Annotated in this window: 13 protein-coding genes; 3 read left to right on the top strand and 10 right to left on the bottom strand. The window is 62.1% G+C overall.

Features of this window, described 5'->3' with window-relative positions:
• The first annotated feature begins 44 nt into the window (after window positions 1-44).
• Window positions 45-1,112: a uroporphyrinogen decarboxylase gene (hemE, locus tag BZ163_RS24275; protein WP_128872925.1), complete on the top strand. Its 1,068-nt coding sequence runs from the start codon at window positions 45-47 to the stop codon at window positions 1,110-1,112.
• Between the two features lie 178 nt (window positions 1,113-1,290).
• On the opposite strand, the gene BZ163_RS24270 is transcribed toward hemE, so the two are convergent.
• A complete protein-coding gene (locus BZ163_RS24270) occupies window positions 1,291-2,565 on the bottom strand; it encodes an MFS transporter (protein WP_128872924.1) in 1,275 nt (424 codons plus the stop codon).
• Window positions 2,566-2,683: 118 nt separating this feature from the next.
• Between BZ163_RS24270 and BZ163_RS24265 the strand changes: the two genes are divergently transcribed.
• The gene (locus tag BZ163_RS24265) at window positions 2,684-3,586 is read left to right on the top strand and encodes a LysR family transcriptional regulator (RefSeq protein WP_128872923.1); all 903 of its coding nucleotides are present in this window, start codon (window positions 2,684-2,686) and stop codon (window positions 3,584-3,586) included.
• Between the two features lie 778 nt (window positions 3,587-4,364).
• Window positions 4,365-4,748, top strand: a complete 384-nt coding sequence (locus BZ163_RS24255) for a type II toxin-antitoxin system PemK/MazF family toxin (protein WP_128872921.1) — start codon at window positions 4,365-4,367, stop codon at window positions 4,746-4,748.
• 232 nt (window positions 4,749-4,980) lie between these two features.
• Here BZ163_RS24255 and BZ163_RS24250 read toward each other — a convergent pair whose 3' ends face one another.
• From BZ163_RS24250 to BZ163_RS24210, 9 genes are read right to left on the bottom strand one after another with little or no spacing between them, the layout of a single operon-like run.
• Entirely contained in the window at window positions 4,981-6,207 is a 1,227-nt protein-coding gene (locus tag BZ163_RS24250) for a beta-ketoacyl-ACP synthase (protein ID WP_128872920.1), read from the bottom strand.
• Window positions 6,207-6,935 carry a 3-oxoacyl-ACP reductase FabG gene (fabG, locus tag BZ163_RS24245; RefSeq protein WP_128872919.1) on the bottom strand — a complete coding sequence of 243 codons (729 nt, stop codon included), beginning with the start codon at window positions 6,933-6,935 and terminating at the stop codon, window positions 6,207-6,209. Before fabG ends, BZ163_RS24250 begins: the two co-directional genes overlap by 1 nt.
• On the bottom strand, window positions 6,932-7,393 hold the full coding sequence (locus BZ163_RS24240; RefSeq protein ID WP_128872918.1) for a hotdog family protein: 462 nt from the start codon (window positions 7,391-7,393) through the stop codon (window positions 6,932-6,934). Before BZ163_RS24240 ends, fabG begins: the two co-directional genes overlap by 4 nt.
• The gene (locus BZ163_RS24235) at window positions 7,390-8,586 is read right to left on the bottom strand and encodes a beta-ketoacyl-[acyl-carrier-protein] synthase family protein (protein WP_128872917.1); all 1,197 of its coding nucleotides are present in this window, start codon (window positions 8,584-8,586) and stop codon (window positions 7,390-7,392) included. Before BZ163_RS24235 ends, BZ163_RS24240 begins: the two co-directional genes overlap by 4 nt.
• Window positions 8,583-9,065 (bottom strand): hypothetical protein, encoded by a 483-nt coding sequence (locus tag BZ163_RS24230; RefSeq protein WP_128872939.1) that lies wholly within the window; start codon window positions 9,063-9,065, stop codon window positions 8,583-8,585. The genes BZ163_RS24235 and BZ163_RS24230 overlap by 4 nt, the downstream gene beginning before the upstream one ends.
• Window positions 9,066-9,112: 47 nt before the next feature.
• Window positions 9,113-10,360, bottom strand: coding sequence for an NAD(P)/FAD-dependent oxidoreductase (locus BZ163_RS24225; RefSeq protein ID WP_128872916.1), 1,248 nt, complete (start codon window positions 10,358-10,360; stop codon window positions 9,113-9,115).
• Entirely contained in the window at window positions 10,347-11,507 is a 1,161-nt protein-coding gene (locus tag BZ163_RS24220; protein WP_128872915.1) for a sodium:proton antiporter, read from the bottom strand. Before BZ163_RS24220 ends, BZ163_RS24225 begins: the two co-directional genes overlap by 14 nt.
• On the bottom strand, window positions 11,504-13,843 hold the full coding sequence (locus tag BZ163_RS24215; protein WP_128872914.1) for an MMPL family transporter: 2,340 nt from the start codon (window positions 13,841-13,843) through the stop codon (window positions 11,504-11,506). The genes BZ163_RS24220 and BZ163_RS24215 overlap by 4 nt, the downstream gene beginning before the upstream one ends.
• Entirely contained in the window at window positions 13,827-14,483 is a 657-nt protein-coding gene (locus BZ163_RS24210) for an outer membrane lipoprotein carrier protein LolA (protein ID WP_128872938.1), read from the bottom strand. Before BZ163_RS24210 ends, BZ163_RS24215 begins: the two co-directional genes overlap by 17 nt.
• Between the last annotated feature and the right edge of the window lie 23 nt (window positions 14,484-14,506).

Genomic DNA, 14,506 nt, shown 5'->3' with positions numbered 1-14,506 from the left:
TCGCGCTCTGAGAAAATGCCCGCACTTTTTTTCCGGATGCCGACATGACTGCCCTGAAGAACGACCGTTTCCTTCGCGCCCTGCTCAAGCAACCTGTAGACGTCACCCCTGTGTGGATGATGCGTCAGGCCGGCCGCTACCTGCCTGAATACCGCGCCAGCCGTGCCAAGGCCGGCGACTTCATGAGCCTGTGCATGAATCCGGAGTTCGCCTGCGAAGTCACGATGCAACCGCTCGACCGCTATCCGCAACTGGACGCGGCGATCCTGTTCTCCGACATTCTCACCATCCCGGACGCCATGGGCCAGGGCCTGTACTTCGAAACCGGTGAAGGTCCACGCTTCAAGAAAGTCGTCAGCACCCTGGCGGACATCGAAGCCCTGCCGATCCCGGATCCGCACAAAGACCTCGGCTACGTCATGGACGCGGTCAGCACCATTCGCCGTGAGCTGAACGGCCGCGTGCCACTGATCGGCTTTGCCGGCAGCCCATGGACCCTGGCCACCTACATGGTCGAAGGCGGCTCGTCGAAAGACTATCGCAAGACCAAAACCATGCTCTACGACAACCCGCAAGCCTTGCACCTGTTGCTGGACAAGCTCGCGCAGACGGTCACCAGCTACCTCAACGGCCAGATCATGGCTGGCGCGCAAGCGGTGCAGATCTTCGACAGCTGGGGTGGCAGCCTCTCGGCGGCGGCGTACCAGGAATTCTCCCTGGCTTACATGCGCAAGATCGTCAGCGGCCTGATTCGCGAACACGAAGGCCGAAAAGTGCCGGTGATCCTGTTCACCAAGGGTGGGGGGCTGTGGCTGGAAAGTATCGCCGAAGCTGGCGCGGATGCATTGGGCCTGGACTGGACCTGCGACATCGGCAGCGCCCGTTCTCGCGTTGGCGACAAAGTCGCGCTGCAAGGCAACATGGACCCGACCGTGCTCTATGCCAAGCCAGAAGCCATTCGCACCGAAGTCGGCCGCATCCTCGCCAGCTACGGCAAGGGCAGTGGCCACGTGTTCAACCTCGGCCATGGCATCACCCCGGAAGTCGATCCGGAACACGCCGGTGCGTTCTTGCGCGCGGTGCATGAGTTGTCGGCGCAATATCACGAGTGATCGTGACGCAATAGAAAACGCCCGGCTTATGCCGGGCGTTTTTGTTTGGCGATATCGGGCCGCACTCGGTCAATGTAGGAGCGAGCTTGCTCGCGAAGAGGCCGGCACATTCAACAAAGATGTTGGCTGGCAGACCGCTTTCGCCGGCAAGCCGGTCTCGCTCCCACAGGGTTCCGCGTCAGGCTTTTACGCCGGTCAGCGGCGGCAACTTCGCCAGTTTCAACGCCACCAACAGCGCAATGACCAGCAATCCGCCAATGAACAGGCCAATCCCGTTCCACCCGCCCAAATGCCAGAACACCCCACCCGCCGTGCCGGCAATGCTCGACCCGGCGTAATAGCTGAACAGGTACAGCGACGACGCCTGCCCCTTGGCCTTGAGCGCGCGGCGGCCGATCCAGCTGCTGGCCACCGAATGGGCGCCGAAGAAGCCGAAGGTAAAAATCAGCATGCCGACGATCACCAGCGGCAATGACGTGAACAGGGTCAGGGCCAGGCCGGCGATCATCAGCACGATGGTGGCCCAGAGCATTTTGCGCCGGCCGAGTTTGTCGGCCAGGGCGCCGACTTTCGCCGAGCTGTAAATGCCCGACAGGTACACCACCGAGAGCAGCCCGACAAAGGCCTGATCCAGGTGATACGGCTCGGCCAGCAAGCGATAGCCGATATAGTTGAACAGGGTGACGAACGCGCCCATCAGCACAAAGGCTTCGAGGAACAACAGCGGCAGGCCGGCATCGCGAAAGTGCATGGTGAAGCCGTCGAGCAGGCTGCGCGGGTGCAATGAGCGAGGGCGGAAGTTGCGCGACTCGGGGAGAATTTTCCAGAACACCGCCGCCGCGATCAGCGCGAGGCCGCCGATCACCAGCATCGCCGCGTGCCAGCTGATGAAGTCGATCAACACCCCGGTAATCAAGCGTCCGCTCATCCCGCCGATCGCGTTGCCGGCGATGTACAGGCCCATGGCCAGGCCGATGTGCTGCGGGTGGATCTCTTCACTCAGGTAAGTCATGGCCACCGCGGCCAGACCGCTCAATGACAGCCCGATCAACGCGCGCATGAGCAACACGCCGTGCCAGCTCGGCATCATGGAGCTGGCGATGGTGCACAGCGCCGCCGCGAACAACGCCGCCACCATGACCGGTTTACGCCCTATGCGGTCGGAGAGGGGGCCCGTTATCAACAAGCCAATGGCGAGCATGCCAGTGGCCACCGACAGAATCAGGCTGCTCTGGGCCGCGTTGATGGCGTACTCGTGGGACAGCAGCGGCATCATCGGTTGCACGCAATAAAGCAGGGCGAAGGTCGCGAAGCCGCCAGAGAACAGTGCCAGCACCGTGCGCATGAACAGCGGCGTGCCTTTTTCGATGTAAATGTCCTGCACCTGCGCGACGACATCGTCCTGCACGGCGGGCGGAATTTCATGGGCGAGTGGAGCGACAGCAGTTTTCACTTCAGACCTCGGAGAGCGCAGCCGGTCAGGCACTGGAAAAAGCATATAGCTGCCTAATGATTCAATCCAATATATTGTTCGACCTGTTTGAGAGGTTTTGCGACCTAATGAGGTTTTCATGGAATTACGTCACCTGCGCTACTTCATCGCCGTTGCCGAAGAACTGCATTTCGGCCGCGCCGCCCAGGTGCTGGGTATTTCCCAACCACCGCTAAGCCAGCAAATCCAGGCGCTGGAGGAGGAAGTGGGGGCGCGGCTGTTCGAACGGACCAATCGTCGGGTCGAGCTGAGTGAGGCCGGTCGATTGTTTCTGGAAGAGGCGCGGCTGGTGTTGGCTCAGGTGGATAAAGCGGCGGATGTTGCACGGCGGGCGCAGCTGGGTGAGTTGGGTGAGTTGAAGATTGGCTTTACCTCGTCTGCGCCCTTCAACTCGACCATCCCTCAGGCCATCTTTTCGTTTCGCCAACGGTTTCCGGCAGTGCACTTGAATCTGCGGGAAATGAGCAGCACCCAGGTGGCCGTCGCCCTGGTGGACGGATCGATCGAAGTTGGCATCATGCGGCCGCTGAGTCTGCCAGACTCACTGAGCATGGTGGAGCTGATGCGCGAGCCACTGGTGGCGGTCCTCAGCTCCAAGCATCCATTGGTGGCCGATAGCGAAGAGGGATTATTCCTCTCGGCCCTGGCCCTTGAACCCTTCGTATTCTTCCCGCGCAGCTACGGCAGCGGCCTGTACGCACAATTGCTCAGCCTGGCCCGGGATGCCGGCTTCAACCCGCACTTCGCGCAAGAGGCGGGCGAGGCGATGACGATTATCGGTCTGGTCGCGGCGGGATTGGGGGTATCGGTACTGCCGGCGTCTTATCAGCAGATGCGCATTGATGGCGTAGTGTATCGGCCGCTGCTGGATCCAGCGGCGGTGTCGGCGGTGTGGCTGGCCCAGCGCAAGGATCAGAAGTCGCCGATGGCCAAGGCGTTTGTAGAATTGCTGACGCGCAAGGTGGAGCCGCTCAAACCGTGACGGCTTCGTCCGAACGCGGCCCGCGTCAATCGCGGCCAAGCCCACCCCACAGGGTTCAGCAATGTGAATACGATTTTCGCCACACTGCCAAACCCTGTGGGAGCGGGCTTGCCCGCGAAGGCGCCCGCAAGAACACTAAAAATGGCAGTTGTCTATGACGATGAAGTATTCACCCTATCGGAAGATATACCGCTTGCTGTAGGACGTTTCCGAAGTAATTTGGAGAGGCTACAGCGCCTTGCGGTGTTGCCTACCACTAATCCAGAATCCGCCGGCTTGTGCACCTTGGGGGCCGCCGGTAACTTGATTCGTGTCACTGATTCCCAGTGATCGGGTTTAGTAGCCCGGTTTTCCTTCCCAAACGAATGCACAAGCGTCGTTCAGTCAGGCATACGCCTGCACTTGATGGTAGCTGTGCCCATGGCGCCCTTGGGTGCGCCGGATTTGGGTCGGTGTCCGGTCTACTAACTTGCGCACAGCTGCCACCCTTCCGTTTAGTAGCGAAACAAGTTGCGGCACTACTAACAGGATTACCTTCCCAATGATAAAGCCAACTCCGAACCCGCCGGATACCGAGCCAGTCTCTCTTTCGGGATCAACCGATTCCGAGACACGCACGCCGAGCAAAATCTTCCTCATCGCCCCCGGCATCGACAATCAAACCCTGCTGGGATACGCCTGTGAAACACTTCAAGAGGAGACACTCCAAGTAACGCATTCGACTTAGTGCTTTGCCCGATTCCTGCGCAGAATCAATTTCTTTTGACGGGTGCCATGGATGCCACTTTTATATCAACCCAAGGAAGGCAGCGTGCTGATCTGTGACTTCAGGGGCTATGAAGTCCCTGAAATGGTCAAGATCAGGCCTGTTGTCGTTATAAGAAAACACAGATCCAATAGCTTACTGGTAACCGTTGTGCCGCTGAGTACCACCGCCCCGGATCATATGCTTGAGCACCATCTGGAACTTCATAGTCATCTACAAGGCGCCAGTCCGGTCTGTTGGGCAAAATGCGACATGATTGCGACCGTGAGCCTTTCCCGACTCGACCGGATCAAACGCCGAGATCACCAGGGAAAGCGTGTTTACGTCATTTCACAACTTGATACAGATGAGTTTTACGCAATCAAAGTCGCGGTGCGTAAGGCGCTGGGTCTGTAATGGGGCCGATTGCAACACAGACAGGCGAGTTGCCACCTGTTGTCCATCACGCCATTCCGGGCAATACTATCCATGTTCCCGAAAGGGGCTTGTGAGACTCTGAGGATCCTGGGTAACCAGCCATCGCAGAGCCAGGCAGGTCAAGGGCGATGACAAGCCGACCTGTTTGTGAAGGGGCGCCGAAAGGCGCCCTTTGTCGTTCTGGTGGTACTGAAAACGTTGAACCACCTGGCTACACCCACCGCCGAAAAATCAGCGAGGTATTCACCCCGCCAAACGCAAAATTATTATTCATAACATACTGATTGCTCATCTGCCGAAACTCGCCGCGCAGATAATCGAGCTTGCCGCACTTCGGGTCGACCTCGTCGAGGTTGAAGGTGTGCACGTACAGGTCGCGGTTCATCATTTCGATGCTGAACCAGGACTCCAGCGCACCGCAGGCGCCCAGGGTGTGGCCGAGGAAGCTTTTTTGCGAGCTGATTGGCATGTGTTCGCCGAACAGGCTGTTGGTCGCCAGTGTTTCAGCGATGTCGCCCTGTTCGGTTGCCGTGCCATGACCATTCACGTAGCCGATGTCCGAAGGCTGTAGCCCGGCGTCTTCCAGGGCCAGTTCCATGGCCCGGCGCATGGTGGACTGCTCTGGGCGGGTGGCGTGCTGGCCGTCGGCATTGCTGCCGAAGCCGACGAGTTCGGCATGGATATGCGCGCCGCGGGCCAGGGCGTGTTCCAGTTCCTCGAGGACCAGCATGCCAGCGCCTTCGCCGATCACCAGGCCATCGCGCCCGGTGTCATAGGGGCGAGGGCTGGTTTGCGGGGCATCGTTTTTCAGGCTGGTGGCGTAGAGCGCATCGAACACCATGGCTTCGGTGGGGCACAGCTCTTCGGCGCCGCCGGCGAGCATCAGCGGCAGGCGCCCGAATTTGACCGACTCGTACGCATAGCCGATGCCCTGGCTGCCGCTGGTGCAGGCGCTGGAGGTCGGAATCAGGCGCCCGGTCAGGCCGAAGAAGATGCTGATGTTCGCCGCGGTGGTGTGCGGCATCATGCGCACGTAGGAGTTGGCGTTCAGGCCCTCGGCCACCGAGTTGAGCAACATGTTGCCGAAGGCCTTGATTTCGTCGGTGCTACCGGTGGACGAGCCACAGGCCACACCCATGCGCCCGTCCTTGATCAATTCGTTGCCGAGCAATCCGGCGTCGGCCAACGCTTGCTCGGCAGCACCCACCGCAAGCCGCGAGACGCGGCCCATGCTGCGCAGTTGCTTGCGGGTCCAGTGGCTCGGCACTTTGAAGTCATCGATAGGCCCCGCCAGGCGCGTGTTGAGTTCGGTGAAACGATCCCATTCGTCCATCCGGCGAATACCGCTGCGGTTGGCCGCGAAGTTGCCGGCGATGGTCGCCCAATCGCTGCCCAGTGACGTGATGCCGGCCATGCCGGTGACGACGACGCGCTTCATCAGCACAGGCCTCCATTGACGGCCAGCACTTGCCGGGTGATGTACGAGGCTTCCGCCGACATCAGGAAATTCACCGCGCCAGCCACTTCTTCAGGCGTGCCCATGCGTTGTGCGGGGATCATTTTCATCAGTTCTTCCACCGGCACGTGTTCGTCGAGCATCGCGGTGTCGATCAGGCCGGGTGCGACACAGTTGACGGTGATTTTGCGCTTGCCGAGTTCGATCGCCAATGCCTTCGCCGCGCCGATCAGACCGGCCTTGGAGGCGCTGTAGTTGACCTGGCCACGGTTGCCGATCAACCCGGACACCGAGGTAATGCAGACAATGCGCCCGGCGGCGCGCCGACGAATCATCGGCATCATCACCGGGTGCAGCACGTTGTAGAAGCCGTCGAGATTGGTGCGCATCACCACATCCCAATCATCCTCGCTCAGGGCCGGAAAAGCACCGTCGCGGGTCAGGCCGGCGTTCAACACCACGCCGTAATAGGCGCCGTGGGTTTCCACGTCGGCTTCAAGAATGGCTTTGCAAGCGGCGCGGTCGGACACGTCGAATTGCAGGATGCGCGCAGTGCGCCCCAGGGCCTCGACCTCGGCTTGCACCGCGACGGCGTCCGCCAGGCCGCTGCGGCAATGCAGCACGATGTCATGCCCGGCCTGAGCCAGGCGCAACGCGATGGCGCGGCCGATGCCACGGCTGGAACCGGTGACCAGTACGGATTCAGTCATGACTGGACTCCTTGGGGTTCATGAAGATAGTGGGCGGCCTGAGGCGGGCGGAACACGTTCAGACGGGCGGTAGCGTGGATGCCGGGAGCGTTGATGTGGCATTCGAACACGCCCATGCCGTTGTCATCCTCCAGCGAGCGCAACCCATGGATGGTCAGCTCGGTGCCAGCGGGAAAGTGTTCGACGTTGCACTCGAATTTTCGCGTGCCAAGCAGGAACCCCAGCGCGACCGCATCGCCGCGCTGGCGCGCATGGCAGCCGGCATAGGCGGCAACGCTCTGGGCCATTAGTTCGATACCGACCCAGGCCGGCATGCTGCCGTCGGGACAGCTGAACAGACCGTTTGGCCTGACGGTGAGGCGAGTGTGAATCTGCTCGTCATCGAACGACAGGATCTGTTCGATCAGGATCATGTCGCCAGCATGCGGCAGCAGTTCGGCGAGCGGCCAGTCAATCATGGGGCGTCTCCGATAATCAGGCTGACGTTATTGCCACCGAAGGCGAAGGAGTTGCTCATCAGGTAGCGAGGTGCAATGGACGTCAGGCGATCGGCCGGGGTCACCCACTTCAGGGCTGGCAGTTCGGGGTCGGGCTGGCCATCCCAGATATGCGGCGGCAGGGCGTGCTCGCGGTTCTGCGTGCTCAGGCTCAGCCAGCAGAACGCCGCTTCCAGGGCGCCGGCAGCGCCCAGGGTGTGGCCGGTCATCGGTTTGGTCGAGGAGCAGGGTACGCCATGGGGGAACAGCGCCGTCACCGCCAGGCTTTCCATGGCGTCGTTGTGTTGGGTGGCGGTGCCGTGCAGGTTCAGGTAATCGATCTGCCCGGGTTGCAGGTTGGCGCGGCTCAGGGCCTTGCGCATGGCTTGCAAGGCACCACGGCCGGTCGGTTCCGGCGCGGAAATGTGGTGCGCGTCGGAGCTGGCGCCGCTGCCCAGCAGAGCAATCGGCTGGCCGTCACCGACACTTTTAGTCATCAGAAACAGCGCCGCCGCTTCGCCGATGTTGATGCCGTTTCGGTTGACCGAGAACGGATTGCAGCGTTGTTCGGAGACCGCTTCCAGCGCCGAGAACCCGTTGAGGGTCAGTTTGCACAATGTGTCGACACCGCCGCACAACACGGCATCGCAAAGACCCAGGTCCAACAGGCGCTGGGCACTCATCAACGCCCGGGCGCTGGAGGTGCAGGCGGTGGAAATCACATAGGCCGGGCCGCTCAATTGCAGCCAGTCGGCGAGGAAGTTCGCCGGCGCGCCGAGTTCCTGCTGTTGATAGTCGTAATCGGCCGGAAACTCATGCTCACGAATGTAATGAGCCAACCCGCGACTGGCTTCATCGATGCCCGAGGTGCTGGTGCCCAGAACGATACCGATACGATCGCGGCCACAGGTCTGGATCGCCTGGTCGATGGCTTCGCGAATCTGCAGCGCGGCTTGCATCAGCAATTGATTGTTGCGACTGCTTTGCTCGGCGAGCCCAGGTGGGATCGGCGGCAACTCAGCGTGTACCGCCGCCACTGGCAGCGAGCGCTCCGCCACCCAGCCGGCCTCGTGGCGCATGCCGGAGCAGTCGCCGGCAAACAGGTTGCGGGCGACTTCGTGCTTGTCGCGGCCCAGGGCGCAAACCACCCCGAGAGCGTTCAGATAAGCCGTCATGGCGCCTCCCCGTTGAGGGGTGTGACTTGATAACTCGGGCCTTTGGGCAGGTTCAATTCAAAGCTCATCGGTTGTGAATAACGGACGTCCCAGTGCGAGGGCAGGGAGCGTTGCGAACCGTGTTGCCAGGCCGCAGGGTAGTTGCCTGGGAGTTCTTCCTTGGGCGTCAGCGCAAACAGCAACGCGGCGAACAGTTCCCGCGCTTGCGGATTGGGTGGCAGCAGACCGTCGGACTGCCACTCGCCGTCGACCAGTTTCTGCCGTGCCTGGGGAATGCCCAACAGGTCCATCATCGACCAGCGAATGCCGGGGCCTTCGCGCTGGATCACCAGGACCCAGTCCTGACGTTGCCCGGCCTCGAGCCGCTGGATGTGCAATTGCAGCGGCAGCGCCAGGTTCGGGATTTGCTCGGGCAGGGGCGCCCGGCTGGCACAGGCGCTCAGCAGCAGGACTGCGCCGAGTAGCAGCGATCGCATCACCATTGCACACCCTGTGAGAGTAAACATCAAACAGCACCTTCCAAGACTCACGTGGCATCCCTTGCACAGAGTTCCGACAGCATTCGCAGGCGACGCCGGGGTTCGGCGACGAACGGATTGCGCTCGTCCCAGGCATAACCGGCAAGGATCGAGCTGATCATGCGGCGGATGTCGGGCGAGCCGCCCTCATGATAAATCACATCCTGGAAGGTGCCGGCGTACCAGCCTTCGACATAGCAACGAAAGGTGTCGACGCCACGCTTGAGCGGTGCGGCGAACTCGGTTTGCCAGTCGACGCTTTCGCCTTGCAACTGACGGTGCAGCACCGCGGCGGCCATGCTTGCCGAACGCATGGCGATGGTCACGCCGGAGGAGAACACCGGGTCGAGGAACTCGGCGGCGTTGCCCAGCAAGGCAAAGCCCGGCCCGTGGAGGGTTTTGACGTTGGCCGAATAACCGCCGATGGTCCGCGCCGGGGTATCCCACACGGCGTTGTTCAGTACGCCGGACAGGCTTGGGGTTTCAGCGATGAACCCGCGCAGGCAGTCGTCGAGATTCTCGGTACGGCCTGCGAAATGTTCGGCTGCCGCCACCACGCCTACCGAACAACGACCATTGCTGAAAGGAATGGTCCAGAACCAGATGTCGCGATGGATCGGATGGGTGGTGATGAGGATTTTTTCCCGCTCGAAAGCCGGGTGGTCGATATGGTCTTCGACGTGGGTAAACACCGCCTGGCGCACAGGGAAATTCGACGGCGCCTCCAGGTCGAGCAAGCGCGGCAGCACGCGACCGTAGCCGCTGGCGTCGAGCACGAAATCGGCTTCGACGCGGTACTGGCTGCCGTCTTCGCGCTGCACATCCAGTTGCGGTCTGGGCAAGGTGAAATCGGCACTGACGATCGCTTTGCCGTAGCGCACTTCCACGCCCTGGAGTGCCGCCTGATCTGCCAGCAGCTTGTCGAAGTCGGCGCGCTGGACCTGAAAGGTGGTGGGCTTGCCGTCGCCGAAGGTGTCACCGAAATCGAAGGCGCTGTAGTGCTCGCCCCAGGCGAATGCCGCACCGTTTTTCAGCTGGAACCCGGCGGCGTTCACCGCCTCGAGCATGCCGGCTTCCTCGACGAAATCCAGGCAGTGGGACAGCAGGCTTTCACCGATGGAAAACCGCGGGAAGTGCTGGCGTTCGATCATCAGCACGTCGTGGCCTTTGCGCTTGAGCAGCGCGGCGGCGATGGCGCCCGAGGGCCCCGCACCGATCACCACAACCTGGCGACGTTCCATTTCAACTGTTGGCACTGGAGCTCCTTGCCGGGACGGCGATGTTCAAGCGGGTTCGGTGCATGCCGGCGAGCGCCGGCAGCAGTGTGGCGATCAGGCCCATCACCATCAGCGCAAAATACAGCGCCGGGCTGATGAGCTGTTGTTGCAGCAACAGGTTGAGAAACACGATCTCGCTCAAGCCACGGATATTGAGCAGGATACTTTCCCGCCAGCGGCTGGCGCCTTCGAACGAGGCGCCGGCCCAGCCAAGGCCCAGCCAGTTGCCCAGCAGTTTGCTGATGATCGGCAACAGCAACAGCGCCGTCAGTTGCACCCAGCCAAGGCTGGACAGGGCCGCGTGGACGTTGATCTGCACGATGCCGAACGTGAGGATCAGCGGGATCGCGACATACGTCTGCACGTGACTCAGCCAGATCACCGGCAACGGCAGCACCAGCGGCACCTTGAGCACGGCCATGCACAACAGATAGCCAATGCCGACGATCAGTGCATTGAGCTTGAAGTGCTCCGCCGCGACCAATAGCGCGAAGAAGCAGACGCTGTGCAACAACGGTTGGCGCAGACGCAGCAGGCGCAACAGTAATGGCAGGCAGGCCGCGGCCAACGGCACCAGCAGGCTGCTCAGGTGCAGGCTGCCCTGGGCGATGGCGAACAGGGTCCAGCAGGTGAGGTCGATGAGGATGGCGGTCTGCACCAGGCGCCGGGTGGCGGCAGGCGGGTATTGGATGTGCCGCAGGTACAGATACAACACCGGAATGGCGGTGATGGCGAACAGCAGGCCGACCGCCAGGGAACTGATCCAGGGTTGCGGCGGTAACAGCCAGACCGCTGTCGCGAGCCCGCAGGTGAACGGAATGCAGAAACTCGGCAGGGCGATTTTCAGGCTCTGGCGGTCGAGTCGCAGGTCGATCACGTCGCTGAGAATATGCCCCAACAGCAAGGCAAAGCTCAGGCTGTAGAGATTTTTCAGCCAGGCCGGCGCCACCAGGGCGGCACCGCTCAGTTGCCATTGAGGCTCGATCCAAAAGAACATCAGCAACGGCAGGCCGAAGGTGGCCAGCAGCAACTGGCTGACGATCGGGATCACGCCGAAGTGACGCCCGACACGGGTGGCCACGGCGAACAGTGCCAGGGCCATGAGCCAGAACAGGACGACCATCATGCTGCCGGCTCCGTGACCGCGCCCGCATGGACATGTCGTCCAGCCCAGGGTGCGAGGATGAAGCTGAAGGCCAGGCCGAGGCTCACCGACAGACCGAAGTTGCTCACCGCCGGCGTACTGGACACGGCCAGCAGCCCGAACGACAGCCAGGTGGTCAGCGCCGCCAGCAAGGTGCCCAGCAGGCTCACGGCGACACCGCCGACCTGTTCGCGCATCAGGATCGCGTAGTCGACGCTGATGGCCGTGACCAGCAGCAGGCCGAACAGACTGAACAGCGTCAACGGTTGCCCGAGCCAGCCGAGACTGGCCAGGCTGCAAAGCGCCGCCAGCAGTGGCAGGGCGACGATGCGCAGTGCGCCACCCAGGCCGAACGGCAGGATCAGTACCAGCACGATCAACGCACAGGAGGCGAGTTTCAGTTCAGCGGCACTGACTTGGGTATCGGCGAAAACCTCGTTCAATTCGCCGAGGCGATCCACCAGTTCCACGCCTGGCAAATCCATGGCCTGGACCCGCAACAGGGAAGGGTTGTTCAGGCCTTGCAGGCTGACCAGCGCCGCTACGCCGTCTTCGATGGGGCCTAGCCACAGGACGCGATAAGGTTCGGCCAAAGGACCGACCAGCGCCGCGTCGATGTCTTCGATCGGCAGCGCCTGCAGCCTTGCCAGTTCCGCTTGCAGCGCTGCAGCCGGCACGCCGAGGTCGAGCAAGGGGTGCCAGAATTGCGCAAGTTTGTTCAAGGCCTCACGCACCCGCACCTGTTCGCTCGGCGGGCTGACCAGTTGATTGAGTGACAGATAACCCTTGAGTTTGTCCAGGTTGACCAGTTGATCCAGCCGCTCGCCCAGCGCTGCCTGGCGCTCCAGCAGTTGCTGTTGATTGGCCGCGCGCACCAGGAAGAACTGGCTGGTGGGTTGATAACCGGTGATGCGCGCAATGGCCTGGGCTTCGTCGGTCAATTGCTGCGGTGCGCCGACCCACTGGCGAATATCGTTGCGGGCTTCGAGCTGCAACAGTCCGCCCACACAAAAAGCAATCAGCAGCGCCAGCAACACCGGGGTGCGCGCAATGTTCAGCAGCGCTTCACGGCGTTCCAGTAAAAATTCGGCGACTCGCAGCGGCCACTGCGCCGGGCGCAGCTCGACGCCCTTGAGCAGTGCCGGCAACAGGCACACCGCACACAGGTAGGCACCCACCAGACCGGCGGCGGAGAACACTGCAATCTGGGTCAGCGCCGGGAATGGCGTCCAGGCCAGGGCCAGGTAGCCGATGCAACTGGTGATCAGGCTCAGCGTCAGCCCCGGCAGGGTCAGGCGCAACGCCGGCCAGCTGTGCCAGGGTTTCAGGCTCCAGCTCTTGGACAGGTAATGCAGCGGGTAATCGACAGCGACGCCGATCAGGCTGGAGCCGAGCACCAGGGTCATCACGTGCATGTGCCCGAACATCGCCACGCAGGCCACGGCACCGAACAGCATGCCCACCAGCACCGGCACAAACGCCAGCAACACCCGCCAGCGCCGGAAGGCCAGCAACAGCAGCAACAGAATGCCCGCCGTGGCGCCGCCGCCGACCCAGGTCATTTCCCGGGTGGCTTGCCGTTGACCGCTGGCGGCGTAGAGCAAGCCACTGGCGGCCAGCAATTGCACGTCGGCATGGGCGGCTTGTTCCCGGCCCTGCTGGAGCAGATCGGCCACTTGCAGCGGCAGGTTCATGTCGAAGGCGTTGCCGGTGGTCCGCGCCCGCAGCAGCACCCAGCTCTTGCCGTCGGCATCGGCGACCAACGCACCGCTGCCGATGTCCAGTTGCACGGAGCCGTGTTGCGGCTGGCTGTTCTGGATGCGCCCGGTCAGGCCCAGCCAGTCATCCTCGCTCGGCACCAGGCTGAAGCCGGTGAAGGGGTCGAACAGTGCCTGGACCCGTTGCTGGATAAACGCGTCGGGGTGCTCGATCAGTTGTTGTCGATCGGTCGCCGAGAGCATCGCCAGGCGACCTTGCAGCAATTGCGTGCGCAACGCCGGCAAGTCCGCCTGCAGGTTCCACTGGACCTTTTCGAACAAACCGCTGGCCTGCCACTGCTCACCCAGTGTCTGCGCCATGGCGATGGCTTGCGGGCGATCCTTGTGGCCGACCAGCACCAGCATTTCGCGGTTCAGCGGTTCTTGCATGCGTTGTTCGGCACGCAATTCCAGCGCATCCGGTGCCGTGCCCGGCACCAGTTCCATCAGGTTGGCCGACAGCGGTGCGCCGTCACGCCATTGCCAACCGGCGAGCGCGAGCACCGCCAGCAGCAGGAGCAGAAACAGCCACGGCAGCTTCCGTTCACTCGGCAAAGTCATGTTGCTCCGCTTCGCTCAAGGGTTGAGCGCTGGTGCTGTCCTGCATGCGCAACAGCGTGCTGTCGCCCTGGGTTTCGAGCAGCTGGATGCTGTGCACCAGTTCACCGCCGGTGATATTGATCTGATTGAACACCTGCTTGAGCAGCATCGAGCGCGGCAGCAGGGTCAGTGTCCAGTTCTGTGCATCGCCGCTCAGGGACAGCTCGAAGTCCCGTTGCAGTCCGCTGCTGTCGCCTTGCAGCACGGCGAGGAACAAGCGGTTCTGCTCGGCGCCGGCGCTCTTGCCCGGGAGCATTTGCCAACCGTTGGCGTCGCGCCGGGCAATGCCCTTGGTGTTAATGCGGTAATCCTGTTGCAGCGGGGTTTTCAGCAGCCACAGCAGGCCGTGATTTTTCGCCAGGACAAAGGTGCCCTTGCTGGTCAGCGGCCGGGGCAGGGCGCGCAGGTGTTTTTCCTGGATGAAGTTGCCGTGGATCACCTCGGGCCTGCTCAACTGATCGCTCAACTGCTGCAAATCAAATGCGTTGGCCAACCCAGGAATGCTCAGTAACACGCAGAACACTGTAGGAGCGAGCTTGCTCGCGAAAAACCTGAGAGCGCCGCGGAGTGTCAGGTGTCGAGCGTCATCGTTAACGACCATCGCGAGCAAGCCCGCTCCCACAG

The sequence above is a fragment of the Pseudomonas sp. VI4.1 genome, from assembly GCF_002029345.1.
In the GTDB taxonomy this organism is placed as follows: domain Bacteria; phylum Pseudomonadota; class Gammaproteobacteria; order Pseudomonadales; family Pseudomonadaceae; genus Aquipseudomonas.
This window is presented reverse-complemented; position numbering and strand designations above follow the sequence as displayed.